This is a genomic window from Mesorhizobium sp. USDA 3734 (assembly GCF_056279665.1).
Window position 1 is genome coordinate 998,333 of the sequence record NZ_JBWCCW010000001.1, and the last position, 25,159, is coordinate 1,023,491.

Genomic DNA, 25,159 nt, shown 5'->3' on the forward strand with positions numbered 1-25,159 from the left:
AAGGGGAACACAATGAAGACAACTAGACGGACTTTTCTGGGCGGACTCGCTCTAACTGGCGCCACACTGTCCAGTGGTGCAGTACTTTCTCTTGGTGGGATCGCAACCGCGCAAGGCGTAAAACGGGTTACGGTCGCCTCTGCTGGGTCGATTACAGGAAACTGGGACACCACGTCGCATACGACGGTCGGACAATGGAATGCTGAGCATTTCATCTTTAATCACCTGACAAAGGCTCCCATGAAGCGCGAGAAGCCGGATGAGCTGCTTCCGGATCTGGCGACGAGTTGGACCCTAGTCGACAGGCATACGATCGAGTTCAAGCTTCGTGATGGTGTCAAGTTCCATGATGGCAAGGAGTTTGGCGCCGAAGATGTAAAGGCGACGTTTGACTACGCATCGGATGCCAAGAGGCCGTCCGCCTCCTTGTATCCAGGCAAAGCAGACATAACCGTCGTCGACAAGCTTACGGTGCGCATAAGTACCGAGAAATACGGCTATCCGGCCGCTGCCTTCTATTATATCGTCAGTTTTCTCCCGATTATGTCGGCAAAGGACATCGCAACCCCATCTGTGCTTCAGGGGAGGCCGAATGGTACGGGGCCATTCGCTTTTTCGTCGACCGAGGGTGACAAGACGACACTAAAGGCCAACGTGGACTATTATGATGGTAGGCCGCAGATCGACGAAGTGGTCTACACCTATGTGCCAAGTGCGAACACTCGCGTTCTCGGTCTTCTTAACGGCGAGTACCAGATAATTGAGCGCCTGGAACCTGAGCAGTTCACGAGTCTTCAGGCTAACGCCGATTTAAAGGTCGACAGCTCCCTCTCGCTTGAGAATAAATACCTCCATTTCCGCTGCAACAAGCCGCCTTTTGATGACATCCGGATCAGGCAAGCCGCCTGTCACCGCCATCGACCGCGCACAGATCTTGGAAGTCGTCGGCGTCGCTGGTCAAGCCTCAAGCAGCTACATCTCGCCGTTGAAGTTTGGCTATGCTGATATTCCCGATTATCCGACCTATGATCCGGAAAAATCTCAAGCCCTGCTAGCAGAAGCCGGTTTTCCAAAGGGAGCGGGACTGCCTGAACTTGAGTACATCACATCGATCGGCTTCTATCCGAAGACACGTGAGTACGGCGAATTGATCACCGCCATGCTTCAGGAGCAGGGGTTTCCAGTGAAACTGACTGTGCTGGAACCAGCTGCATGGGAAGAGCAGGTTTATCGCAAAGCGGACGGCCAGGGTGCCGGTCATCTGGTTGACGTGGGGTGGATGACAGGCTCGCCTGAACCGGATCTGGTTCTTTTCCCGAATTGGTCATCGAAGAGTGCCCTGTTCACCGGTTTTGTCGATGCGGATATCGATGCTGCGCTCGATAGGGAACGAAATGCCGCGAGCCCGGAAGAGCGTAAGAAGGTCCTTGCAGAAGAGACTCTTCCGACGATTGCGCGCAAGCTGCCCAGTTTCTCGCTGTTCACGGCTGTATACTTTCATGCAATGTCGAAGTCTCTCGACGGCGTCGTTTTCGCGCCGAATGGCCCGATCGATCTTTCCAAGGCAACAATGGCCTGATCGATTTCCAATCCGGCGGCACCAAGTGCCGCCGGTCTTCCTGCAGGGATCCGGCATATGATTTTCGCACTTGACTTCTTTTCAAGACGCACCGCGCAAGGAATGATCATCGTTCTTCTCGTGGCATTTCTTGTGTTTACGCTTTTGAGAGTCGTTCCCGGCGACCCGGTGCGCATGATGCTCGGCCCGATGACGTCTCCGTCGGTTATCGAAGAGACCGCTCGTGAACTGGGGTTGAAAGACCCCATTCCAGTTCAATTTATTCGGTATATTCGACAACTCGCTTCCGGCGATTTTGGCCACTCGTTCATCCGCGGCGTGCAAGGCGGAAGCACTGGTGGCTCTCGTGGGGAGGGAACCCATGATGCCGAAAACCGCGCGCCGGTCATTGGTCTCATCTTGAATGCGCTCCCCTACAGCCTCTTGCTGGGGGCATTGGGGATTGCATTCGCGCTTGTGATCTCGGTTCCTGTCGGCCTCTTCGCTGGATTGAATTCGGGGCGCTGGCCGGACCGGGCCGCAGTTTATCTCTCGTCGATCCTGGTTTCATTGCCCAATATCTGGCTGGGCATTGTTTTCATCCTGATTTTTTCGGCGAAAACCGGGTGGCTGCCGGCGATTGGTTATCGAGGCGCGTCCTATGCGATCTTGCCTGCGATGGTCATCGCTTTCGAACTGGCACCTGTGCTCATTCGTTCAATTTCGGTTTCCGTAGCGAGTGGGCTGCATGAGAATTACGTGGATTTCGGGACGGTTCGCGGGCTGAGCCGAAGGACGATCATTGTCAAGCATGTGCTCAGAAATGCGGCGATCCCATTGTTGAATCTCTTTGGCGTCCAAGTTGTTGGCATGCTGCTCGGCGGGCTGTTTGTGGTCGAGTTCATCTTCAGCTATCCCGGTCTCGGTTTGCTGACCATCAACGCAGTTTTCCAGCGGGACTTTCCCATCATTCAGGCCGTCGCGATCCTCTCCGGTGCCGCTCTGGTCGCAGTGAACATGCTGGTCGATTTTACGGCTACTAACATAGACAGAAGGTTGCAGTACTGATGGCTGATGTTGCCATTTCGAGCACGCCCGGCACTCCGCGCGGAGAGACGCTTGGCGGTCGGATATTTCGTCTTGCTTGGCAGTCCTTCGACTTCAAGCTCGGGCTTCTTGTAGCAAGTCTTCTGATTCTGCTTTCAATTACCGGGCCTTATTTAATCCATATTTCGCCAACGGCGATGAACGTGCGCGCCAAGTTCCTGCCGCCTTTCCCGATGGAAGGGTCGCAGCTCATGCACATCGCTGGAACCGACCAACTTGGCCGTGACCTGTTCATGCGCTCAATGGTCGGTCTCCGCAATGCACTTATGATCGGTGTGTTGAGCGTTATAGGGATGTTCTCCCTTGGATCGGCAATTGGGATGATAGCCGGCTATTATGGGAAGTGGGTCGACCTTGTGCTCATGCGGTTAACCGACGTGCAGATGTCTATTCCGGTGGTTATTCTGGCGATTGCAATACTCGGGGTCACCCGCCCAAATGAGATCCTGGTGATCTCCGTTCTTATTCTCGCCGGCTGGCCCGCCTACGCTCGCGTCACACGCAGCGTCGTCCTGGCTGAACGACAGAAGGAATATGTCCGCGGAGCGCAGATTATAGGTGCTTCGAGTCTTCGTATTATGCTTCGCTACATTGCTCCCAATATCCTTCCTACCATCGCATTCGTCGCCGTCCTTGACGTCGCGCGTATGATGATCTTTGAGGCGATCTTCGGGTTCATCGGCATCGGGATTCAGCCACCGACCCCGACGTTCGGCAACATCATAGCCGCAGGCACTCAATACCTCATCAACGCGTGGTGGATCACCGTAGTACCAGGGCTGATCTTGGCCGTAACTCTGGCGAGTATCAACCTCATGGGCAGCGCCCTCGAACGCGCCCGCAATAAAGTCATCAGGGGTATTGATTGATGTCCGAATGCGTCTTGTCAGTTCGCGACCTGACAGTCGATCTTGCCGGGCGCCGCGACCCGCGCACGATCGTCTCTGCCGTATCGTTTGATCTCAATGAGAGGCAGGTGCTGGGCATCATTGGAGAGAGCGGCTCGGGGAAGACGGTGTTGTCTCGTGCAGTTGTCAACTGGATCAGCAGTCCGCTGGAGATCAGGCGTGGCAGCGTATTCTTCCAAAAGCGCGATATCCTGAAGCTGCCTGCAAAGGAGATGCAGAAAATCCGCGGCCGCGAAATCGGTTATGTCGGAGCCAACCCAGGGACTGCACTCGATCCGACAGTTTCGATTGGGGCGCAGATCGTCGAAAAGCTTCACTCGGTCATGCCCGGCATTTCGAAAAGTGATGCCCAGGAACGAGTCGTCAGGCTTCTCGATGCCGTGCGCATGCCATCGTCGCGCCAGAGGTTCAACGATTTTCCATTCCAGTTTAGTGGCGGCATGATGCAGCGGGTCTTGATCGTCGATGCGCTTGTCTCGAACCCAGCGTTTCTTGTGGCGGACAATATCACCCAGCCATTGGATGTAACAGTAAGCGCTCAAATATTGAGGATTCTCAAAGACCTTCAGAAGGACTTTAATACGGCTATTTTGTTCGTCTCGTCATCCCTTGGTGTAGTGCAGGACATAGCCGATGACGTCCTCGTTCTCGCTGCAGGAAAGGTGGTAGAAAACAGCAAGATGAAAACGCTGATCGCGTCGCCGCAGGCCGATTACACCAGACGGCTCATTGAAAAAGTCCCGCGCATATGGACTGCGGAATCGGTCACGCCAAAGACGTTCTCTGGAGAGCAGGACATCGTCTTGGACGTTCGCGACATTTCCAAAGCGTATGCCGTGAAGAATCGCAACGCTTTGTTTCAGCACAAATTGGTGCATGCGGTACGCGATGTTTCATTCTCTGTGTCCAGGGGCGAGAATTTCGGGATCGTCGGTGAATCTGGATGCGGCAAGTCAACCTTGTCGCGACTTCTCAGCCGTTTGGAATCTCCCAATTCGGGACAGATCATGTTCAAAGGGCAGGATATTGCGCATATGTCGTCGGCAGAGCTTCTTAAGCTTCGTCGCGGTTTCCAACTCCTCCTTCAAGATCCATACAACGCGATACCGGCTCATTTTCCGGTGGGTCGAACCGTAATGGAGCCGCTGAAAATACATGGCGGCTTAACGTACAAGCAGATCGACACGCGAGCCCGCGAAGCGATTGCGGAAGTTGGACTGCCGGCGTCCGTCTTTGAAAATCTGCCCATCGGGCTAAGCGCCGGCCAGCGGCAGAGGGTCAACATTGCGCGCGCGCTGGTTCTCGAACCTGAACTGATGATCTTGGACGAGACATTGTCAGCGCTCGATCAGATTGAGCAGGGGAAGCTGTTGGATCTGTTCGAGGCGTTACAGGCGAAGCATGGGATGTCCTATATCTACATATCGCATGATCTGGCCATGGTACGACGGGTCTGCACACGGGTTGCAGTTATGTATCTCGGCCGCGTTGTGGAGTTGGCGGACAACGAGACGTTATTTTTCGATTCTGGACACCCCTACACTCGGGCGCTGCTGAGTGCCGCTCCCGTGATTGAGGAGCGCCGCTATGAAACATCTGAGTACTTGCTTTATGGGGAACCACCGGATCCAATCGACATTCCTCCCGGTTGTAGCTTCCGGACCCGCTGCCCGTTCGCATTTGATCGCTGTGCCACGGTAGACCCTATGCTCTACCGGCGAGATAAGCGAAATCTGAGCGCTTGCCATCTCGTTGACGAAAATGCCTCGCCGATCGAATCTTCCTTGTTTAGGCGAAAGGTTGCAACTCACAGAGAGATCTCGCCTCCACCTGGTGTTCCTCGTGTCGACAATGCTCCAGCGTCGCCAGCGTAGCGCTGACCTTGCCCCTCTGATCTAAGCCGGTTTGAAGTTCGTTCTGGCCCATAGAGAGGACCAGGACATGAAACGTAGCCGCTTCTCTGAAGAGCAGATCATCGGAATTTTGAAGGAACATGAGGCCGGGGTATCGGTTGCCGATCTGTGCCGCAAGCACGGGGTCAGCGACGCCTCGATTTACAACTGGAAGGCCCGCTTCGGCCGGATGGATCTCCGAGGCACGCGACTGAAGGCGCTGGAGGACGAGAACACGCGGCTCAAGCGGCTTCTGGCCGACGCCATGCTCGACAATGCCGCGTTGAAGGATCTTGTGGGAAAGAAATGGTGACGCCCGCGGCCAAGCGGAAAGCTGTCGCTCGCCTGAAGGAAGGCTTCGGGATGGCGAACGGAGGGTGTGTAAAGCCATCGGCAGTTGCCGCATGACGGTTCGCTACGAGACCAGCAGGCCGGACGACCGCGAGGTTCGCGAGCGGATGAAGGCGATCGCGCAGGATCGTCGCCGGTTCGGCTACCGGCGTCTTCTCGTGATGCTGAGGCGGGAGGGCCTGATCGTGAACCACAAGAAGCTGTTCCGGCTCTATCGGGAGGAGAAGCTCGCCGTTCGCCGCCGTGGCGGCCGCAAGCGGGCGATCGGGACCAGGGGCGCCGATGCTGGTGCCGCTGAGGCCCGACGAGCGCTGGTCGCTCGACTTCGTATCGGACCAGTTCACCGACGGGCGCCGCTTCCGCATCCTGGCCGTCGTTGACGACTGCACGAGAGAATGCCTGGCACTCATCGTTGATACGTCTCTCTCGGGCATACGGGTTGCCCGCGAATTGGACCGGCTCATTACCGAATGCGGCCGGCCAGGATGATCGTCAGCGACAATGGCAGCGAGTTCACCTCGAACGCCATCCTCTCCTGGGCGGATCAGAACCGCGTCGAATGGCATTACATTGCGCCCGGCAAGCCGATGTAGAATGGCTTCATCGAGAGCTTCAACGGCCGACTACGCGATGAACTGCTCAACGAGACGCTGTTCACCTCGCTGGCTCAGGCGCGCGTAGCCATCGCCCTGTGGCGCGCCGACTACAACACTGCGCGGCCGCACTCCCAACTCGCCTGGCAGACACCGGCCGAGTTCGCCACCACCTTCAATCCGCGACGGTCGCTCGCGCTGCGCGATGCCAAAGGCTCCGCGCCAGCGCCCGTCGCTTCACCCGCCCAGCAGGGCACCCTCTTGCCGGAAACACCAATAGCGCCAACGCCGTGCTTTCCGTCGGGGCGGTCTCGTATGTTTGAAACTCATTATAGAACGCTGGGAGCAAGCAAGAGAGATTGTCTCGAAGAGACCAACTCCAAAATTGGTTCTGTTGTAAGGCTAGAACGCCTAACGCCCGCGGCATATTGCCGGTAAAATAATGGAAGGTGGTTGATGAGTTCACATAGCCGAGCTTTCGATGGCCGCTCGAACGGTGACCGCCACTGAACTGTCACCCAGCGGCGATTAGAGCCTCAACTATTCTTGTGCGGATAAACATTGTCTGGACCGCCGGAAGGTGGAGTCCTTGCTAGTAGACGCTTCGTTCGGAAGGAGCCGGGGCGAATACGACAACGGCGTCAACAATCAATGGACCGACTGGGCTTGCCGGCAACGTCCCCAGACGCCGAGCTCGACTACGATCCCAACCTGGGCAGCCACAAAGTGACTTAGTTTCGAGCTTCGATGCTGTTGTCCAAGCGACCCAGTACGGCGGTTAAAGCGTCTGCGCTTTCTTCGTCCATCACTGCTTTGAGCGCATCGCGAAATTCGGACTCCTGCTTCGACATCACAGGACGGATCTTCTTCAGCAGAACTTTCCCAGTCGTCGACAATATGATGCGCACCCGCCGTCGATCATGCGGATCGGATGCTCGATATACGTGACCTTCCGCGCACATGCGATCAATGACCTTCGTCAAGGTCGATGCATCAATGACTAGAAGCCTCGATAGCTCCGACATGATCAGCCCGGCCCTTCCGCCCTGTTCATGCAGGACCTGAAGGACGCGAGCCTGATCGAGCGCGATGTTGGCTGGCCGCAACCGCTCTTCGAGTTGTCGTTCCAACTTCCTGTTGATGCTCGCGACGATGAAGCCAAGACTGCCGCTGTAGGTTTCTTCTGGCACTTTATGCGTTCCTCTCCGTCCAATGAAAATGCTGCGGCTGGAGTAGGCACGCTAGCCAGATGCGCGTTGACAGGAGCAACGATACCCGTCCAAGTCCATGTGAGGTCATTAGGCCCTAGTGGCCGCCGCGCCCTATAGAAATATTGGCCAATCGGGCCGACATCGCCGCAGGCGCACGTCATTTTGAGCCGAACGAATCCGCTATAGAACTAGCAGTAGATAGTGGAGAGTGCAAGTATCGTAGACGAAATAAAGGCAAACGACAGCTTTTTTCGGCGGGCCTTCTCGCTGGAGATGTCTAGAACTTCGCTACGATATCGAACGCGAACCCGTTTGCCTCCGCGATATAGACCGGTCGGGGCGTTTTCAGGCTTGCTTGCATCGTATCGTACCTTGCGGATCGGTAGCGGACATTGTCAAATGACGCGTGCACCAGATCCTGTCCAAAGGTCGACTTGGCACTCTGCATCAACCCGATTGAGAAGCTCACGCCCTCGTAGAGCGACTGACCATACGCGTTCGGTACTGGCGCATATTCGCCGAATGCCTCCCAGTATTTTTCCATGAAAGCCATATTTGGGCTAGTACGGGCTGTTGCAAAATAGTGCGCGCAGGCGAAGATGCCTTCGGTCATGTCATGACCTAGAGCGACTAGCACTGTCTCGTCCGTTGAAACCGCACACCGTGGAATCTTCCCAGCAAGTCCTGCCTTGTGAAACGCGCGATAGAACGGGATGCCTTGATCGCCCACCAGGAACACGAGAACGACATCAGGGTTGAGAGCACGGATTTCTTCGATTACGTACGCGTCCCAATCGTCGCTTGCATCAATGGGACGCGCGCGAATGCCGACTACCGTGCCCCCACTGGACTGAATCATTGCGGCAGTCATTGGCATTGTTTGCCGCGCCCATCGATAATCGCTTCCGATGATATAGAAACGCCGTGCGTGAAACCGTCCATCAATCCAGGCAAGGAGTGGTCCTACCAGCTTTTCGTCGGTTGAACTCAGCGAAACGGTATTTTCCAGGCAACGACCTCGCTCGTATGTGGGAGTGTATATGAGCGGAGCGGACTGCTGGATTGCCTCAGAAACGGCATCGCGAGAGTTGGAGCCGATGAGACCGACGATAACCGATGCCTCATCTTCCTCAACCATTCCCCGAGCAGCTTCGACCGTATCAGCGGGAGCCCAACTGGCGTCTCTGGTCACAATATCGATTTCGTGACCGAACAGTCCGCCGTTGGCGTTTCCCTCGGCAACGCCCAAAATAGCTGCGTTCAGACAGGAAGGCGTCCAGACCGCGAGTGGGCCAGTTTGTGCTATCAATAGACCGATTGTAGCCATAAGCACCTGCGCTCCAGCATTGGCTGCAGGAGGATAGTGGATTTGCAGGTGTTGGCAAGCGAGGCGCCTAGCGTGAAAGTTCTCCAAGCCTGCGTAGAACTTCGGCCTCGTTGAAGCGGCCAGCTTCGCCGAACAGGAGGAGCGCAGCGCCTTCGATGTCGTGGTCAAGAGGCGAAAGGACTGCGCGATTGCCTGCCAGCTGAAAGAGCAAGCATCGCTCCGTTGGTCCCGCAACGCGCAAAAGTCCCTTCGCACGGAAAAGAACCGGACTGAGTTCATCGACGAGGGTTTGGAATCGGGGCAGGGAGATCGGTATGTCCGACCTCCATTCAAGCGGAACGATCCTCCCCTGCACACGAGATTCATCTGCGAAGAATCTCCCTTGGCTTGCCTGTTTATTGACGTCGGTGAAGAACATTCCGTTGGAAAGATCTGGCAAATCAGACTCGTAGAAGACCCGTTGGTCTCCTAGGTCGAGCACGGCATTCACGACTGCCTCGTTGAGTTCAGCGGAGGCAGAGGTCTTTGATATATAGATATAATCCGCAGCACGAATTTGCGCTTGCCAAAGGGGATCCGAGCAACGTTCGTGACCTGCATCCACCACCGTCAGAAGCGCCTCAACGACCACTACCTTTGCGATGAAAGGATCATGCAAAGCTGACAGTATCCCTCGCGGATCAGCAAGTCCGCTGGCTTCTATAATGATCCCCTCAGGTGGACAGTCCAGAGAGATGATGTTGCGAAGCGTTCGGATCAAATCGCCTTGCAAGGTGCAACATATGCATCCATTCTCCATGCCGAAGATCGGCTGGCCGGCTTTCGAAAGGATTGCGGCGTCGATATTTATGGAGCCGAAATCATTCACAATTGCTGCAAGCCGGCGACCGCGCTGACGTTGCAGCATCTCATTTATGAAGGTGGTCTTGCCCGCGCCGAGTGCTCCCGAGACGACAAGAACCGGAACTTGCGCGCGCTTACCGAGCATCGGCACTCATTGAAGCACGGAGCTGCCGGCCAGGTCTCGCGGTCGTATCGAGGCGACCGGATGTGATCACAGATTTACCGGCTATGAGGACATGTTGCATGCCTTCGGACGGTTGGTTCATTTCAAAGAAGGTCGCCTTCTCTCGGACAGTCTGAGGATCAAAGACGAGTAAATCAGCGTCGCATCCCTCCTGGACCCTTGCCTTATAACGCATCTCAGGCAAACATTTTTCCAGAATTCTGGCCGGAGCAATCGTGCATTTCGCGATAGCGTCAAGCAGCCCAATCGTCCGCCTCTCGACCACGTGTTCGCGCAGAAATTTGGTGAATGTACCGGAGGATCTCGGATGGGATGACAGATCTGCGGGGAGGGGCCATTCCTCGCCGGTGTAGATCGAACCATCTGGCCGCACCCAAGGCATTGCATCCGAGGCGATGCTGCCGCCGGGATAAAGAACGGAGATGTCGAGGAGATCGCGATGATCGACATTGTTCTCGGTGTCGAGAAAATGCCACTTTACAAGCGCGGACGGGTTTGACGAGCTTGCGGCGAGAAGCTCGTCCCTGTCTTCGAAGACCTCTGCTTCCTGGATCAGTCCGATCTGGCGATAGGTCGATCCGGTTCGTTTCGTAAAGTCAGGATCTGAGAAAAACGGCGCCGAGACGACCGTGGATCCGGTCCCATAAGGGTATGCTTCGACAGTGACAGGCAGCCCCATCGCTTGAGCGTGGCGGAGGAGCGCAGCGCACCGTTCGACGTCCAGGAGAGAGGTCGAATTGAGGTGGCACACATGCATATGCGCGCCTGTGGCCCCTGCATATCCGATGAGCCGGATATAGGATTCTTCCGAACTGTTGGGATCAACGTTCGACATGTAGGGGACATGAGAGAATGTCGGCATACTGGAGGCCGCAGCCAATTCGCAAACCTGTGTCAGTTCGATGACGCCGGCGCCCGCCGCGTAAGCATTTGGCAGACCAATGCCAATCGCCCCTTCGCGGACAGCTTCCTTCAACTGGGCCATAATCTCGGAAATCTGTTCTGGGCCGGCCACGTCGGTTACCCAGCAAGGATTCCCCGCGCCGACGCCCATCATTTCAATCGAGTGGAGTGAGGGATCGGGAGTGATGTCGGCAATCGCCTTCTTGCGCGCGAAAATCCACGCTGCAGATGCCCCATAGTTCAGCACGCGACCCTTCGCGACCTGCCTGTCATACCACGCCCCAACAGGCAGCACGCCCATCTCCAATTCCAGGGAAGTGGTGACGCCGTCGAACACCTGCATCCAATCCGACGATACGTTCTGTCCATGAGCGTGGAGGTCGATGAAGCCCGCACAAACGACTTTTCCACGGGCATCAATGACCTGCGTGCAGTCCTTGACATCAATCGCGCCAATCTTCGCAATCACGCCATTGCTGATGCCGAGATCCGTAACGGCATCGGTTCCAGTTTCAGGGTCGATGACCCGTCCGCCAGTGATGAGTGTGTCAAAACGCTCGTGCAAAGCCATAGCCCTTTGTGCTTTCGAGCCGAGGCCATTGAGGTCGGCAATCTGCGCTACGGAGCCGCAACCAACCTGCGCCGTTACGAACGTGATCGTGTCATTCACATTGGTGGAATATGACATAACTCGATCTCAATCAATAACATGTCCAACGAAATATTTGCAGTTGACATTATTTTGATGGAATGCATCCTTGGCATCAAGACGGAGGGGAGAGTGAAGTGCTCCCAACAATCCGTCCTGGGAACAGTAGAAGGCAGCTTTGCCGTGACGTTCGCTCCACAGCCATACCGGCTGATGACGCAACGAAGGGACGTGGACAATGGACAATCTTAATCGAAGCGGCTCCGCCGATGTGCCGGCGCTTGTAGAAACCGTCGGCAATTACATTGACGGTGCCTGGGAGAACGTCGAATCCGAGACTTTCGATGCGGTCAATCCGGCCACCTTGGAGGTTCTGGCTGCCTTGCCAAAAAGCTCTCGGGCAACCGCACGCAATGCCGTAGACGCGGCCGTGGCGGCACAGCGCGGGTGGGCGCGAACAAGCAATTGGAACCGCGCCGATCTGTGCGCCAAGCTTGGCGACGCCATTAAGGCGAGGGCCGGTGAGCTGGCACGCATCCTCTCCATGGAACAGGGAAAGCCGATTGCCGAAGCAGAGGGGGAAGTCGGCACTGCGGCTCACGGATTCCACATGGCGGCAGAAATGGTTCGCTATTCGACTGGCGAATTCCTCGGCGGCGCCACGCCTGGGCGGCAGGTCATAACGAGGCGGTTTCCGCGTGGCGTATACGCGGTCATTACACCTTGGAATTACCCGGTAAACATCCCGATTGAATATATCGGGCCCGGGCTTGCCACTGGCAACACGATTGTATGGGCGCCGGCACCCACGACCTCGCTCGTGGCAGTCGCAATGATGCGCATCATCGCAGACGCGGGAATACCACCCGGCATACTCAATCTGGTACTTGGCGAGGGGGCGGTTGTCGGCGACGAGATCGTTGCATCGGAGAAGACGAATGCGATCGGCTTCACTGGCTCTCCAGCAACGGGTAAGCGGATCGCCGAGCGTGGTGCCGGCAAGCCAATGGTGCTCGAACTGGGCGGGAATGGCCCTTTCATCGTACGCCGCGACGCAGACCTACGCCGTGCTGCCGAAGCAGCTGCATTTGGCGCGTTCAGCAATTGCGGCCAGATCTGCGCGGCTACGGGACGGGTGCTTGCCGATGCCCAAATAGCCGACGCGCTAGCAAGTGAAATCGCAAGCATCGCCGCCAGTCACCGTGTCGGAAATCCCCTTCATCAAGGCGTGACGATGGGGCCGCTGAACAATCGAAGTGTCGCCCGCAAGGTCGCCGAGCATGTTGAGGACGCGATCGCGAGCGGCGCGAAATGCCTTGCAGGCGGACGCCCGATGCCGGAACTTGGAAGCGATCTTTTCTTTGCACCTACGGTCATCTCCGAAGTGACGCCGCAGATGCGGATCGCCAGAGAAGAAACATTCGGTCCCGTGGTTCCGATCATCTCCCTTTCCGGCGACGACGAGATTCTCCGGGTTGCGAACGATACTGAGTATGGGCTGTCGATGGCCATATTCACCAGCGATATCGAACGTGGGCTCGCCATGTCTTCCGAACTGTCGGCGGGCATCGTGAACATCAACGAATCGACGGTTTGCTGGGAAACGCACATGTCCTTCGGCGGCAGTTCGGGGACAAAGAGCGGCGTCGGAAGAATTGGCGGACGGCATGCCATCGAAGCGATGAGCGAAGTCCGATCAGTCTCCATCCCTTTCCCAAACTATCAGGCGGCTGGACGGTGACATGCATCCCAACACTATAAATATCACCTCGCAAGTCGGGAAGTTAGGCAAATCGCTAACTCTCCTGGTGGATGTTCTGATCCCCGGCGGGGGCGGATGGCCGGCCGCGAGCAGTGTCGGCGTCCAGCACGCAATGCTTATGCGTCTGCTTGATACAGGCGGCGATGTCGCTCTGGCGTCGCTGTCAGATCTTCTGGAAAAGTACGAGTTCAATCGATCGCGCACCAGCGAAGAGCAAATCGAATCCGCATCCAGGATCGAAGCCGACGATCCTAAGGCATTCCTATGGCTACGTTCCTCGGCAAACTACGCCTACTACGAGAGCCCGGTGGTAGTCTCGCTGATCGAGAGCAAGGGAACGCCTTACCGGCTGATGCCTCATCTCGAAGGCTACGATCTGGCGCCGTTCGATGAATCAAGCCAGACGCCAAGGCATGGTCGCGGGCAATGGATCCCGACAGAAGCCGTTAAACCAATCGATATCAGCGGTCTCGATCTGCAGACTCGCACGACTGAAAAATGGGGTCTGGATAGATGAGCTCGCAACAAAAAGTAAAAGACTGCGATGTTCTGATCATCGGGTCCGGTGCGTCGGGTGCGCTTGCCTCGATGGTGCTTGCCCAGGCTGGTTTGAGGGTCATTTGCCTCGAGCAAGGCAACTGGATTGATCGCAAGAGCAGGGCGCACTATCGAGCGGATTGGGCTTGGCAGCGACAAGCCACATGGAACCCCGATATCAATTCTCGCGACAACAGCGATGACTACCCTGTCGACACCGACACCAGCCAGGTGCTGATGTGGAACAGCGTAGGGGGATCGACAAATGTCTACGCAGCGATCTGGCCGCGCTATCGCCCGTCGGATTTCCGCAAGGGTACGGAACACGGCTTGCAGCCGAACTGGCCGATCAGCTACGAGGAAATCGCGCCGTTTTATGAACGAGTCGATCGCATACTCGGGGTCAGCGGCCTTGCCGGCGACGCCGCGATGCCTAAGCGTGATCGGCCTCCGACCCGCCCCCTTCCGTTTTCCAACACAGCGCAAACGCTCGCAAAGGCATTCGACCGTCTTGGCTGGCACTGGTGGCCCGCCGAAGCGGGAGTCATCTCTGAAGATTATGACGGGCGACCGGGATGCAACAGCTGCGGTCTGTGCTGGGGCTGCTCCCGCGCGTCCATGTCTCTCTTCACCTACTCGGTCTGGCCAAAAGCTCTCGCAGCAGGCGCTCAGCTTCAGACCAATGCGCGTGTGCTGCGCATCGAGAAGGGCAAGGATGGTCGCGCGTCGGCGGTTGTCTGGAAGGATCGGGTCAGCGGCAAGGAAAATCGCACCACGGCGAATGTCATCGTCCTCGGCGCGAATGGCGTCGGCACGCCGCGGCTGCTGCTCGCCTCCGACAACTTGGCCAACAGTTCCGACATGGTCGGGCGTAACCTGATGCATCACACCCTGGTTTCGGCGCAGATCCGCGTCGATGAGGCGGTCAATGGGCATATGGGGCACATTGTTTCGGTCATCTCCCGCGAGTTCGCAGAGACCGACGTTTCGCGCGGTTTCGTCAACGGCTTCAACTTCAATTGCCTGACTTCCACCCCTTCGGCGGCGGAACTCAGCAATGGCTGGTTGGGCAGCAAAGCAGGTCCATGGGGGGCTCAACACCACCAATGGTTCCAGCAAAACTTCGGCCACGTCATTACACTGCTCGCGATCGGCGACGATCTTCCGGATCCCGCAAACCGGGTTTCGCTCGATCCGAGAGAGACCGACGAAGACGGTCTGCCGGCTGTGCGCGTTCACTACGCCCCGGGGGAGAACGACAAACGCATGATGAACTTCATGCTCGACCGTCTCCGGGATGTCGGGGAAGCGGCCATGGCCAACGACATACAGCTCAATGACTATCGCGATGCAGAAGGCACCTACAAGACGCCGGCTTGGCATCTCCTGGGCACATGCCGAATGGGCGAGTCGCCGGAGACCTCGGTCGTCAATCGTTGGAATCAGAGCTGGGACGTGCCGAACCTGTTCATCATTGACGGTTCTGCGTTCACCACCGGCGGTGTCGTAAATCCCACGCCGACCGTCTCGGCACTGGCATTGCGGGCAGCGGAGTATATCCGCGACAACTATCGAGAGCTTTCCCGCACCACGAAGGTCGAAGTCGCCGCCTAGCTCCTGGCACTCCAGGAGCAGAACCGGACAGTCGCTATGGAATTTACAAAATTTCTGTTCGATCTCGCGGCTTTCGCGTCGATCATGATCCTGGTGGTGAGCGGCCTCGCCGTCATCGCCAGCCTCATGGGCATTTTCAATATGGCCCATGGTGAATTCGTTCTGCTCGGGGCCTACATCGTCTTTCTCGCCCAGGCGAGCGGTGTTCCTGTCTGGTTGGGGATGATCCTGGCGCCGCTTGTGGTGGCCGCCATCGGTTTGATCATCGAGCTGACGATCGTCAGGCGGCTGTATCGAACGCCGATTACCGCGATGCTGGCCACCTTCGCGATCGGACTGACCCTGCGCGAGGCTGTCCGCTTCGCGATTGCCGGCAAGTACTACGAGATTGCCGCGCCGCTGCCGGGGGTGGTTGCGATAGGAGGCGTGGATTTCTCCATCTGGCGTTTCGTGGTGATCGCGACGACGCTCTGCCTCATGATCGCGTCCGTCTATGTGGTCAGGGGGACGCGTTTCGGCTTGCAGATCCGCGCGTCGCTCGAAAATGCACCACTCGCGAGGGCTTCGGGCCTTTCGACCGACCGCCTCTATTCGACGGCGTTTGCGATCGGGGCAGGGCTCGCTGGTCTTGCGGGCGCATTGATGGTGCCGCTGTTCTCGCTATCGGCCGATCTCGGCCTTCAGTTCCTTGTCCAGGCCTTTCTCGCGGTGATGCTCGGCGGCGTGGGTACGTTCGAGGGGCCAATCCTGGGCGGTGCCCTCATGGGAGGCCTGACGCCGGGCGTCCAGTGGGCGCGCGAGTATCTCGGCGTGGCCGACACTATCAGCCCGATCGTAGGGGAGGTCGTCCTCTACGTCCTTATCCTTCTGACTGTGAAATTGCGCCCACAGGGCATTTTCAGGCGCAGCTAAAAGGGGAACCGAGACATGAACAAACCTACACGTGACACACTTTCAAGACGCAGCTTCCTGACAGGCGCCGGACAACTTGCGGCGGCTGGCTGGATCGCAGGAGCCGGCGGCTGGGTTTTGAAGCCCACTTGGGCAAGCGCGGCCGGTCCCATCAAGGTCGGCATCGCCGCCGATATGTCCGGCGGCCTGGCGGTCTATGGCAACACCCATTGGCAGTCGGCTCAATTCGCGGCAAAGCAGATCAACGATGCCGGCGGCATTCTGGGCCGCCCGATCGAGTTGTATCTTGAGGATACCGTGTCCGATCCCGGCAAGGCCGTCGCGAACGTGCAGCGGCTGATCAGCAAACACAAAGTCGACATGGTGATGGGCGGAGCTCTTTCCTCGACCCGCGAAGCCATGAAGGTGCCGGTTATCCAGCGCGCGAAGAAGCTGTTCGTCTATCCCCAGCACTACGAGGGTGGGGACTGCACCGACGGACTTTTCTGTACGGGAGCGACATCCGCCCATCAGCTCGGGCACATGATCCCGTATCTCATCAAGACGGCGGGCGCCAAGCGCTTCGTGCTGACGGGCGCCAACTATCAATGGCCCCAGGTCACCAACAAAATTGCGCGAGAGCTGATCGAAGCGAACGGCGGCGAGGTCGTATTCGAGGAATATTATCCGATCGATCAGATGGATTATTCCGCGACGGTCGCGAAGATCATGAAAGAAAAGCCGGACCACCTGCTGAATACGCTGATTCCGCCGGGTATGCAGGGCTTCATGAAGCAGCTTTATGAGGCCGGGTTTACGAAGAACGGTGGGTCTCAGTCGATCATCCATCTGGACGAGAACGCTGTGAACTTCGTCCCGCCAGAGGTCCTCGAAGGCGCTTACAGCGCACTCGATTTCTTCCACACCGTCGATGACGCTTACTCGCAGCAGTTGCTGAAGGAATATAACGATATGTTCCCGGGCAGCCCGTACCTGTTCACGGCCGGGATCAGCGCGACCGGCAGCTGGCGTGGACTGAAGTTCTTCGAGCAGGCCGTCATCAAGACGAATGGCGACCTCTCCATCGAAGCGCTTTCAGAAGCTTACGCGAACGCCTCGCTGGACAAGGGTCCCGGAGGACCGTCGAAGATTGTCGCAGCGACCCACGCGGTCGCTCTGAACATCTATTTCGCCCAGATGACCGGTGGGAAATGGAAGATCATCGATAAGCGAGAGATGGTGCCGCCCGGCGCATGCCGGAGCTGACGGTCGTTCGATGGCGGCGGGCCTGGCCCGCCGCTGTCGGATCCGGTCGGACTCACTTTGAAAGATTGCAGATGGCGGTTCAACGAACGCGATTTTCCAAACTCCTGATCGTAGAGGGAGCGGTTCTTGGTGGTCTTATTTTGCTCGGCTCGTTGGTCGGGGGCTATGAGCAAACGATCGTCACCAAGCTTGTTCTCCTTTGCCTTCTGGCGCTCAGCTTCGACCTGTGCTGGGGCTATTCCGGGATCATGGCGTTCGGCCAGGCGCTCTTCTTCGGTTCGGCCGGGTACGCTGCCGCGCTGTCGAACCTGCACTGGGGCGTCGACAACTTTTTCGCGGTCGCGCTCATTGGCGCATGCACCGGCGGTTTTGTGGCGGCTCTTGTCGCTTGGTTTCTGCTTCTGACCCGAAGAAAAGCGGAAATCATTTTCGTGTCGCTCGGGACGCTGAGCTTTGCCTACATCGCGGAGCGCCTTATTGGCGGCTGGCAGGCGATCGGCGCCGCGAACGGCCTGTCCGTTTCCAGCCCGTTGATGTTCGGGTCTTACAAGATGTATTCCGGCCCGGTCTTTTTCTACGTGTCGATGGGTCTGCTGATTGCGACCTACGCCCTTTGTCGTTGGCTGGTACGTTCGCAATTCGGGCTCGTGCTGAGCGGAATTCGCCAGAACGAGGAGCGGTTGGCATTCTTGGGCTATCGAATTCAGGTTTTCAAAGCGATCGTGTTCATCCTCGCGGGCGTTATCGCTGGCGTCGCCGGCGCGCTCTTTACGTTCCACGAAAGCTATATCGGACCGAGCAATATCGGTTTCCTGCAATCGACATACGCCGCGCTCTACGCCCTGTTCGGTGGGCCCGGCACTCTGATCGGTCCGATCCTGGGAGTGTTTGCGATCGAAGGACTCGGCTTTGCCCTGTCCGACGTCGAACTCATTCGGGGTATCTGGCCCGCCTTCATGGGCATGTTGATGCTGACCATCGTTGTCTATCGGCCGTCGGGGCTCATTGGGCTTCTCTTGAATGAGCGCGATCGCGGCTCCCGCCAGTTCTTCAGTGCTGCGCAGGCCGCAGACGCAGAGGAGCGTGATTCCGAGGAGGCGGCCAATGTCTCTGCTCGAGGTTAAGGGTGGCACAAAGAACTACGGCGTCTTCAGTGCGCTGAAGGACGTGAATGTGTCTGTGGAGCGGGGCACCTTTCACGGTCTGATCGGGCCCAACGGCTCGGGCAAGAGCACCCTGCTGAAGGCGATCTCAGGCGCACATCTTCTCAACGCCGGCACCGTCAGTTTCGACGGCCAGGATGTCACCCGGCATCCGGCGTATCGACGGGCGCGGATGGGGATGAGCCTGAAGTTTCAGATCACCTCCGTGCTTCCTGAACTCTCGCTGTTCGACAATTTGCTCCTTGCCAAACAGGCTCAGCAATCGATTTTTGCTCTCGCGCGATCGGCAACAGCCAGCGCGATGAGCACTGGCATCCTGGCGGACCTTGAGCGGTTCGGGTTGGGATCGCGGGCCAATGACAGAGCCAGCATCCTGAGTCATGGCCAACAGCAATGGCTTGAGATCGCGATGGCAATGGCCCAGCAGCCGAAGCTCCTTCTGCTGGACGAGCCGACCGGCGGCATGAGCGTCGAAGAACGGAGGGCGACGGGCGAATTCCTGCAACCGTTTAAGTCGTCAACCACCTTGATCATCGTCGAGCACGACCTCAACTTCATCCGGACGATCTGCGACTTCGTCACCGTGCTCGATCAGGGGCGCGTCGTCTACAACGGCTCCATCGCCGGTCTGGACGCTTCCGAGGACGTCAAACGCGTCTACACAACACGGGCGTAGCATCATGCTGGAAATCAAAGACTTGTCGACCGGGTACGGCAGCAGCCGCGTTCTCTTCGGAATTTCTGCGACGTTTGCGCCGACGGGAGGCACCGCTATCCTCGGACGCAACGGCGCGGGGAAAACCACCTTTCTGAAAGCACTGATTGGCGAATTGCCCGCCACCTCGGGGGAGATCTTTCTGGCGGGGCTGCCTCTGCGCGGCAAGAAGACGGTCGAGCGGGTCGATCTGGGTATCGGCTATGTTCCTCAGGAGCACGCGATTTTCAGTGGAATGACTGTCCGGGAAAACCTGTTGCTCGGGACGATGACCCGTCGAGGCCATGCTGACATCGGTGCGGCACTTGATTTCTTTCCGAAGCTGGGCGGCAGGCTGAAGCAGATTGCCGGCACGATGTCGGGCGGTGAGCGGAAAATGCTGGCGATCGGCCGTGCCCTCATGGGCCGTCCGAAAATCCTGATGCTGGATGAACCGACGGAAGGCGTCTGGTTCGGGGTGATCGAGGAGATCGGCGAGCGCCTCGAGGTGCTCTCGAAAGAAATGGCCGTCATCATCGTCGAACAGCATCTGGAATTGGCGCTCCGCCTCGCAAATCAGGTCCTCGTCATCGATCGAGGCCGCATTGCGATTGCTGGAACCGCCGAGGAGGTTCGTAACGATCCCCTTTTGTACAAGAGTATTGCTGTCTAGCGCTAACGCTGGGCCTCGATTTGTGGTGCTGTTTGATGGCGCAAACAATTGTTCTAGGCGCGGGCATGGTTGGCGTTACCACCGCTCTGGCAATCCAGGAGAGAGGCCACGATTGTATCATCATAGATAGATCATCGCCTGGCCGAGAAACCAGCTACGGCAACGCGGGCCTCATCCAAAGTGAGGCGACAGCGCCATACGCGCTTCCCACCAACGTCTTCGAATTGGTGGGAATGGCGTTTGGCAGGTTCAACGCTGTGAGACTCGACGGCGGCTTCGTCGCGCGAAACAGTTTGCCCCTGCTAAGATACTGGGCAGCTTCGCGACCAGCCCGGTACGCTCAGATTGCGGCAATCTGGAGCCCAATGATCAAGGCGGCGACCCGGTGCCATGGGCTTCTGGCGGAGGCAGCAGGGGCAGATCATCTATTGAAGAAGGATGGATTTTGGGAAGCCTATAGGGATGGACGCCGACTATCGGCCGCCGTCCGTCAGGCGCAGAGGCGCAGCGAGGTTTATGGAACAAACCACCGTTGCCTCGATGCGGCGCAACTGTGTGAAGAGGAGCCAGCCCTCAAACCGGGCTTGGCTGGAGCCATTCATTGGAGCGACACTTGGCGGTGTGTCGATCCGGGCGGTCTGGTCGAGGCTTACGCGCAGCTCTTTCTAAGGCGGGGCGGAGCCATTACCGTCGGGGACGCCACATCGTTGGTCCAGACAAAGACCGGCTGGCGCAGCGCCGGCATGGATGCGGAACGTGTGGTGGTCGCACTCGGGCCTTGGTCGCCAGCGCTTCTGAGCCGCTTCGGCTATCGGGTGCCCATGATACCGAAACGAGGCTATCATGTGCATTTCAAAGGGGACCACGGACTGCGTCGTTCGATGCTGCTCGCGGATGACTCCGTCGTTCTCGCTCCTATGGTAAAAGGCCTGCGCATCGCGACGGCCGCTGAATTGACAATGTCCGCGCCAGCCCCCGCACCAAGACAGATGACAAGGGGGGAGGCTGCTGCACGGTCGCTTCTGAAGTTCCAGGGGCCAGTGGAGGACGCCGCGTGGGACGGCACGAGGCCATGCCTGCCGGGAATGCTGCCGCTTGTGCGCGAAGCCCCGAGACATCGCGGTCTTTGGATGAATTTCGGCCACGGGCATCAAGGCTTTACACTTGGTCCGGTGACCGCGCAAAAAATCGCGAGTGCGATGGAAGGAGATGTCTCGGCTATCGAGGGCTTGGATCGGGGACTAAGCTAAGGTTCGATGCTATTAGACAGCCGCTGCGAATTTCGTAGGTTTGCCCTTCGCCGTCAATCCAAGCTCCTTGCCGACCGCAGGACAGCAATCATTTGGCCGGAATTGGAAGGACTGCCGATCTTTTCACCTGACCCAGTGCAAAACTCGTCTCGATCGAAGAGACGTTCTCAAGCCGCGTCAGCTTTTTCTTGAGAAAAATCTCATACGAGTCGAGATCCTTCGCTACGATTCTCAAAAGGTAGTCACGCTGTCCTGTCATAAGGTAGCAGTCGACGACTTCCGGCCATGCCGATATCACTTCACCGAAACGATCCAGATCCTCCTCGCGCTGCCGCTCAAGCTTTATTGAAGCGAAAGCGCTGATGGAGAGACCTACTCCTTTCTGGTTGACGATCGCGGCATATCCACTGATCACACCCCCAGACTCAAGGATGCGGACACGCCGCGCGCAAGGGGACGCGGTCAAGCCAACTTTTTCGGCCAACTCAGCGACGCTCATTTTTCCGTCAGCCTGGAGCATCTGCAGAATTTTCCGGTCAATAGCGTCGAGCTTCAGTTCTGGCACATTTCACCTTTTACGCAGAGATTGTGGCGATTCCGGCCAGTTTCTCAAGGATGGCCTCGATATCGCCAGCGAAGGCTGGCCACTCGATGGGCGGGATGACGCGCCGCACTCGGTCGTAGAGCGCGGTCGTGCGCGTGAAGGCGTTGAACATGCCTTACCCTCATTATGCTCGTGTTGAGTATAATAGAGGTATATGCTTAACTTGAGCATATTAAATGTCAAGCGCGTGAAAGTGGCAATTTCGTCCCCGCGACAGTTCGCTCCGCCAGAACCGTCTGCCGAAAACGAAAGCGCTTGGCCGGAGGGCCTCGTGTTTCCGACACCGTCTCGCCGGTCTCCTCGACCAGATCCTGCTGTTCGATAAGACGCCGGAAATTCTGCTTGTGCACGAGCCTTCCGGCGAGAGCTTCAACGGTGCGCTGCAGCTGCAGAAGCGTGAATGCCGGCGGCATCAGTTCGAAGACGACGGGGCGGTATTTGATCTTGGTTCGAAGCCTAGCTATTCCCGTCGCCAGGATGCGTCGGTGGTCGGCCTGCATGGCTCTGCCGAAGACCGACAACGGAGTGCCTGGAGCGTGGCGACGGTTTGCCTCCTCCACGAAGGCCGCCTCGTAGAGCAGTTCGTAGCGCTGCAGCACCAGTTCCTCGTTCCAGCTATAGCCATCAAGGCCGAAGGCGATCGCCGCTCGCTGCCAGCGGTCATTGTGCGTTGGGCGATCGTCGGCGGCATCCGCCCAGGCCTTCAGGCGCGGAACGATTACGTCAGGCAATGCAGAGGGGACGCCAGCACGGTGATCTTCCCAGGGGAAATAGTCGTACCAGTTGCGCCAGGCTGCTTTGTCGGCGGGTGCCGCCTGCTCCTCCCGGGTCAAGGCGAGATAGCTGATCGAAACCACACGTTGCGCGCTCCCGTTTGCCGGACGGTCGCGATCGGCGAAGGTGTAGAGCTGCTCGATGTAACCCAAAGGGTGTCTTGTCTGCTGTTCAACCCAGTCCCTCAGGCCAGATTGTAGCGAACGATGTCCGAGCTCGAACGGGCCCGAGGGCAAGGACTGACCATGCTCGATGGTCAGCACCCGCGGCTGACTGGCCGCCACCGCGACCAGCACCGCAATCAGCTCCGCACCAACGGAATGCCGTGGGCCGTTTTTTGGGGTTAGCCTCTTCGTCGATGCCACCTTGTCTTGCATCTCTTCAGTGAGCTCCAAATCTCAACCGCCCGGGCGAACCAAGCCGACTGGGCGAGAGGTGACCGATGCTGGGCGTCTGTGAACGTTTGCGGCCATGTTCGATCTTTTTGCAGCCCTTGCATGTCGCATCAACACAAATCCATGCCGAACGCTTCATTGACGTGAGGTAGGGAGTCGCCGATTTCGAACTACACCCGCAGGCTGGACGACAGGGAAGTCGGACAGTCCTGGCTAAACACATTCAAATATGTCGGCATCGCACGAGCGCGTCCTACCGCCTCAATCAGATCTAATAACGCCGACTGAAATCCACGAGGCGCCTCGCCACCTGACAGAAACTTGGATTGGGTAGCGTCTCTGCCCGTGAGCACTGCGGCGGACCGCCAAAGCGAGCGTGTCGCGACGCCGATCGGTCTTCCTGTCAAATCAGGAGATTTGATAAGGTAGAACTCCCCGCCGCTGGTGGTCGATGGTCAACCTGCTTTTCAGCGGGGGGACTGCCCGCTGCGGACAGCTTCCACGTTCGCAAATACGGCAAGAAATACCAATTGGATCGAATGCGGCGCGATTGAAGAGGTCGAGGCCCTCGGCATAGACGAAGTCCTTTGCGTAGGCGAGTTCGCAACCCAAGGCTATGGCGTAACACCGTTGCGGTGCATTAAATCCGCCGCTGCCCTTTGCAATTTCCGTAGCGACGCTCAAATAGCGCGCGCCATCGGGGGTCTCAGCAAGTTGGCGGATGATGCGCCCTGGTGTTTCGAAAGCCTGATGCGCGTTCCACAGCGGGCAAGCTGCTCCGAAACGCGCGAACTGCAACTTGGCCGCGCTGTGGCGCTTGGTGATGTTGCCGGCGCGGTCGATGCGGGCAAAAAATACAGGCACGCCTTTGAGGCCAGGCCGCTGCAGAGTGGAGAGGCGGTGCGCGACCTGCTCGAGGCTCGCTCCAAACCGCGTTGCCATTAGTTCGAGATCGTGACGGAGCTCTTTTGCCGCGGCCAGAAAGTCTTGGTAGGGCAGCATCAGCGCCCCTGCGAAGTAATTGCGCAAACCAATCTTGCAAATATCGCCCGCTTCCTGTGTCCGAAAGTTCGCCTGCCGGACGATCGCTTCGATCTCGCTTTCCCGTTCCAAGGAGGCGATCTGGAACGCCATCTGGAAGGTTCGCGTGGAAACCGCCGAGTAAGGATTCAGGAAGAGCGCGCGAGAGGCGCCATCGTATCGGCGCAAGATATCCTCGCCGGGTTCCGCACGCATCGTGCGTATCCCGTGCCGATTCTCCAGATGATTTGACAGGACAGAGCCGGCTTCGCGGTCAGGAATATCCAGCTCCTTTGCCAACCGCTCAGCCGCCAGATCGAGATCGGGAATGTAGTTGTCTACGAAATGGAAGAAATCGCGGACTTCCTCGTAAGGCGTCGGATCACTGAACGCATTGGTCCGGACCATATGGTCGTCGAAACTCGCAAGTTGTTCGCTGTTGCGGCGATAAGCTTGGTGGCTGGCAATCAAAGCGTGTGCAAATCCGGGCGCGTTCTGGGTGACCAGCTTCAGTTCCTGGAGGCTTGGCGAATAGGCGTCGAAAACCGGATCGGCAAGAGCTTCGCTGAGCGCTGAGAGCAGCCGATCGCTGTCGCTTCCCGAGATCGATCCAATATCGATCTTGAAATTCTCCGCCAGGGTCAAAAGCACGGCGGCAGATACTGGCCGCTGATTATTTTCGATCTGGTTGAGATAACTTCCAGAGATACCAATGCGCTCGGCAAAGGCAGCCTGGGTCTGCTTGCTGCCTTCGCGCAATTCACGGACTTTTTTGCCGATAAAGAGCTTGCCTGTCGCCATATTTGCAAATTCGCATTTTTCACTTTGCAACTTTCTATACTACGCATACCTACCTGTTCAAATGTTTTCTCGCTCGATCAATTCGCTTAAACGCTGACGGCGGGCGCTTGCGTCCGAACAGGAGAAACCAATGACACTCTTGAGTGCGGTCGTCGAAGAACGCGGGGTAAAAAGGTTCGTCGGCGACGC

Annotated in this window: 21 protein-coding genes and 2 pseudogenes; 15 read left to right on the forward strand and 8 right to left on the reverse strand. The window is 57.6% G+C overall.

What is annotated here, in order from left to right:
* Window positions 1-12: 12 nt before the first annotated feature.
* The 6 genes and pseudogenes from ACZ89F_RS04740 to ACZ89F_RS04765 all read left to right on the forward strand — a co-directional run.
* Window positions 13-1,005 carry an ABC transporter substrate-binding protein gene (locus ACZ89F_RS04740; protein WP_476090624.1) on the forward strand — a complete coding sequence of 331 codons (993 nt, stop codon included), beginning with the start codon at window positions 13-15 and terminating at the stop codon, window positions 1,003-1,005.
* Window positions 935-1,579, forward strand: coding sequence for an ABC transporter substrate-binding protein (locus ACZ89F_RS04745; protein WP_476090625.1), 645 nt, complete (start codon window positions 935-937; stop codon window positions 1,577-1,579). Before ACZ89F_RS04740 ends, ACZ89F_RS04745 begins: the two co-directional genes overlap by 71 nt.
* A 60-nt stretch (window positions 1,580-1,639) precedes the next feature.
* Window positions 1,640-2,626, forward strand: a complete 987-nt coding sequence (locus ACZ89F_RS04750; RefSeq protein WP_476097211.1) for an ABC transporter permease — start codon at window positions 1,640-1,642, stop codon at window positions 2,624-2,626.
* Window positions 2,626-3,534 (forward strand): ABC transporter permease, encoded by a 909-nt coding sequence (locus tag ACZ89F_RS04755; RefSeq protein ID WP_476090626.1) that lies wholly within the window; start codon window positions 2,626-2,628, stop codon window positions 3,532-3,534. The genes ACZ89F_RS04750 and ACZ89F_RS04755 overlap by 1 nt, the downstream gene beginning before the upstream one ends.
* Entirely contained in the window at window positions 3,534-5,447 is a 1,914-nt protein-coding gene (locus tag ACZ89F_RS04760; RefSeq protein WP_476090627.1) for a dipeptide ABC transporter ATP-binding protein, read from the forward strand. The genes ACZ89F_RS04755 and ACZ89F_RS04760 overlap by 1 nt, the downstream gene beginning before the upstream one ends.
* 67 nt (window positions 5,448-5,514) lie before the next feature.
* Window positions 5,515-6,664 (forward strand): annotated as a pseudogene (locus ACZ89F_RS04765) (IS3 family transposase); the annotation flags it as partial.
* A gap of 476 nt (window positions 6,665-7,140) precedes the next feature.
* Here the strand turns inward: ACZ89F_RS04765 and ACZ89F_RS04770 are convergent.
* The 4 genes from ACZ89F_RS04770 to ACZ89F_RS04785 form a co-directional block, all read right to left on the reverse strand.
* Entirely contained in the window at window positions 7,141-7,599 is a 459-nt protein-coding gene (locus tag ACZ89F_RS04770) for a MarR family winged helix-turn-helix transcriptional regulator (protein WP_476090628.1), read from the reverse strand.
* Window positions 7,600-7,897: 298 nt separating this feature from the next.
* Window positions 7,898-8,947 carry an ABC transporter substrate-binding protein gene (locus tag ACZ89F_RS04775; protein ID WP_476090629.1) on the reverse strand — a complete coding sequence of 350 codons (1,050 nt, stop codon included), beginning with the start codon at window positions 8,945-8,947 and terminating at the stop codon, window positions 7,898-7,900.
* Between the two features lie 67 nt (window positions 8,948-9,014).
* The gene (locus ACZ89F_RS04780) at window positions 9,015-9,935 is read right to left on the reverse strand and encodes a CobW family GTP-binding protein (protein ID WP_476090630.1); all 921 of its coding nucleotides are present in this window, start codon (window positions 9,933-9,935) and stop codon (window positions 9,015-9,017) included.
* Window positions 9,925-11,565 (reverse strand): amidohydrolase family protein, encoded by a 1,641-nt coding sequence (locus ACZ89F_RS04785; protein ID WP_476090631.1) that lies wholly within the window; start codon window positions 11,563-11,565, stop codon window positions 9,925-9,927. The genes ACZ89F_RS04780 and ACZ89F_RS04785 overlap by 11 nt, the downstream gene beginning before the upstream one ends.
* Before the next feature lie 199 nt (window positions 11,566-11,764).
* Between ACZ89F_RS04785 and ACZ89F_RS04790 the strand changes: the two genes are divergently transcribed.
* The 9 genes from ACZ89F_RS04790 to ACZ89F_RS04830 are packed head-to-tail and all read left to right on the forward strand — an operon-like array spanning window position 11,765 to window position 21,376.
* Window positions 11,765-13,267 carry an aldehyde dehydrogenase family protein gene (locus tag ACZ89F_RS04790; RefSeq protein ID WP_476090632.1) on the forward strand — a complete coding sequence of 501 codons (1,503 nt, stop codon included), beginning with the start codon at window positions 11,765-11,767 and terminating at the stop codon, window positions 13,265-13,267.
* A 1-nt stretch (window position 13,268) separates the two neighbouring features.
* Window positions 13,269-13,805, forward strand: a complete 537-nt coding sequence (locus ACZ89F_RS04795; protein ID WP_476090633.1) for a hypothetical protein — start codon at window positions 13,269-13,271, stop codon at window positions 13,803-13,805.
* Window positions 13,802-15,439, forward strand: coding sequence for a GMC family oxidoreductase (locus ACZ89F_RS04800; protein ID WP_476090634.1), 1,638 nt, complete (start codon window positions 13,802-13,804; stop codon window positions 15,437-15,439). The genes ACZ89F_RS04795 and ACZ89F_RS04800 overlap by 4 nt, the downstream gene beginning before the upstream one ends.
* Before the next feature lie 36 nt (window positions 15,440-15,475).
* Complete coding sequence (locus tag ACZ89F_RS04805; protein WP_476090635.1) at window positions 15,476-16,351, forward strand: branched-chain amino acid ABC transporter permease; 876 nt, start codon at window positions 15,476-15,478, stop codon at window positions 16,349-16,351.
* Window positions 16,352-16,366: 15 nt separating this feature from the next.
* The gene (locus tag ACZ89F_RS04810) at window positions 16,367-17,596 is read left to right on the forward strand and encodes a substrate-binding protein (protein WP_476090636.1); all 1,230 of its coding nucleotides are present in this window, start codon (window positions 16,367-16,369) and stop codon (window positions 17,594-17,596) included.
* Complete coding sequence (locus ACZ89F_RS04815; protein WP_476090637.1) at window positions 17,584-18,720, forward strand: branched-chain amino acid ABC transporter permease; 1,137 nt, start codon at window positions 17,584-17,586, stop codon at window positions 18,718-18,720. Before ACZ89F_RS04810 ends, ACZ89F_RS04815 begins: the two co-directional genes overlap by 13 nt.
* Window positions 18,701-19,435, forward strand: a complete 735-nt coding sequence (locus ACZ89F_RS04820) for an ABC transporter ATP-binding protein (RefSeq protein ID WP_476090638.1) — start codon at window positions 18,701-18,703, stop codon at window positions 19,433-19,435. Before ACZ89F_RS04815 ends, ACZ89F_RS04820 begins: the two co-directional genes overlap by 20 nt.
* 4 nt (window positions 19,436-19,439) lie before the next feature.
* The gene (locus ACZ89F_RS04825; protein WP_476090639.1) at window positions 19,440-20,126 is read left to right on the forward strand and encodes an ABC transporter ATP-binding protein; all 687 of its coding nucleotides are present in this window, start codon (window positions 19,440-19,442) and stop codon (window positions 20,124-20,126) included.
* 35 nt (window positions 20,127-20,161) lie between these two features.
* Window positions 20,162-21,376 carry an NAD(P)/FAD-dependent oxidoreductase gene (locus tag ACZ89F_RS04830; protein WP_476090640.1) on the forward strand — a complete coding sequence of 405 codons (1,215 nt, stop codon included), beginning with the start codon at window positions 20,162-20,164 and terminating at the stop codon, window positions 21,374-21,376.
* 88 nt (window positions 21,377-21,464) lie between these two features.
* On the opposite strand, the gene ACZ89F_RS04835 is transcribed toward ACZ89F_RS04830, so the two are convergent.
* The 4 genes and pseudogenes from ACZ89F_RS04835 to ACZ89F_RS04850 form a co-directional block, all read right to left on the reverse strand.
* Window positions 21,465-21,941: an Lrp/AsnC family transcriptional regulator gene (locus tag ACZ89F_RS04835; protein WP_476090641.1), complete on the reverse strand. Its 477-nt coding sequence runs from the start codon at window positions 21,939-21,941 to the stop codon at window positions 21,465-21,467.
* Between the two features lie 43 nt (window positions 21,942-21,984).
* Window positions 21,985-22,092, reverse strand: a pseudogene (locus tag ACZ89F_RS04840) (quinolinate synthase NadA); the annotation flags it as partial.
* 67 nt (window positions 22,093-22,159) lie between these two features.
* Window positions 22,160-23,131 carry an NUDIX hydrolase gene (locus ACZ89F_RS04845; protein ID WP_476090642.1) on the reverse strand — a complete coding sequence of 324 codons (972 nt, stop codon included), beginning with the start codon at window positions 23,129-23,131 and terminating at the stop codon, window positions 22,160-22,162.
* 426 nt (window positions 23,132-23,557) lie between these two features.
* Complete coding sequence (locus ACZ89F_RS04850) at window positions 23,558-24,970, reverse strand: helix-turn-helix domain-containing protein (protein WP_476090643.1); 1,413 nt, start codon at window positions 24,968-24,970, stop codon at window positions 23,558-23,560.
* Window positions 24,971-25,159 lie beyond the last annotated feature (189 nt).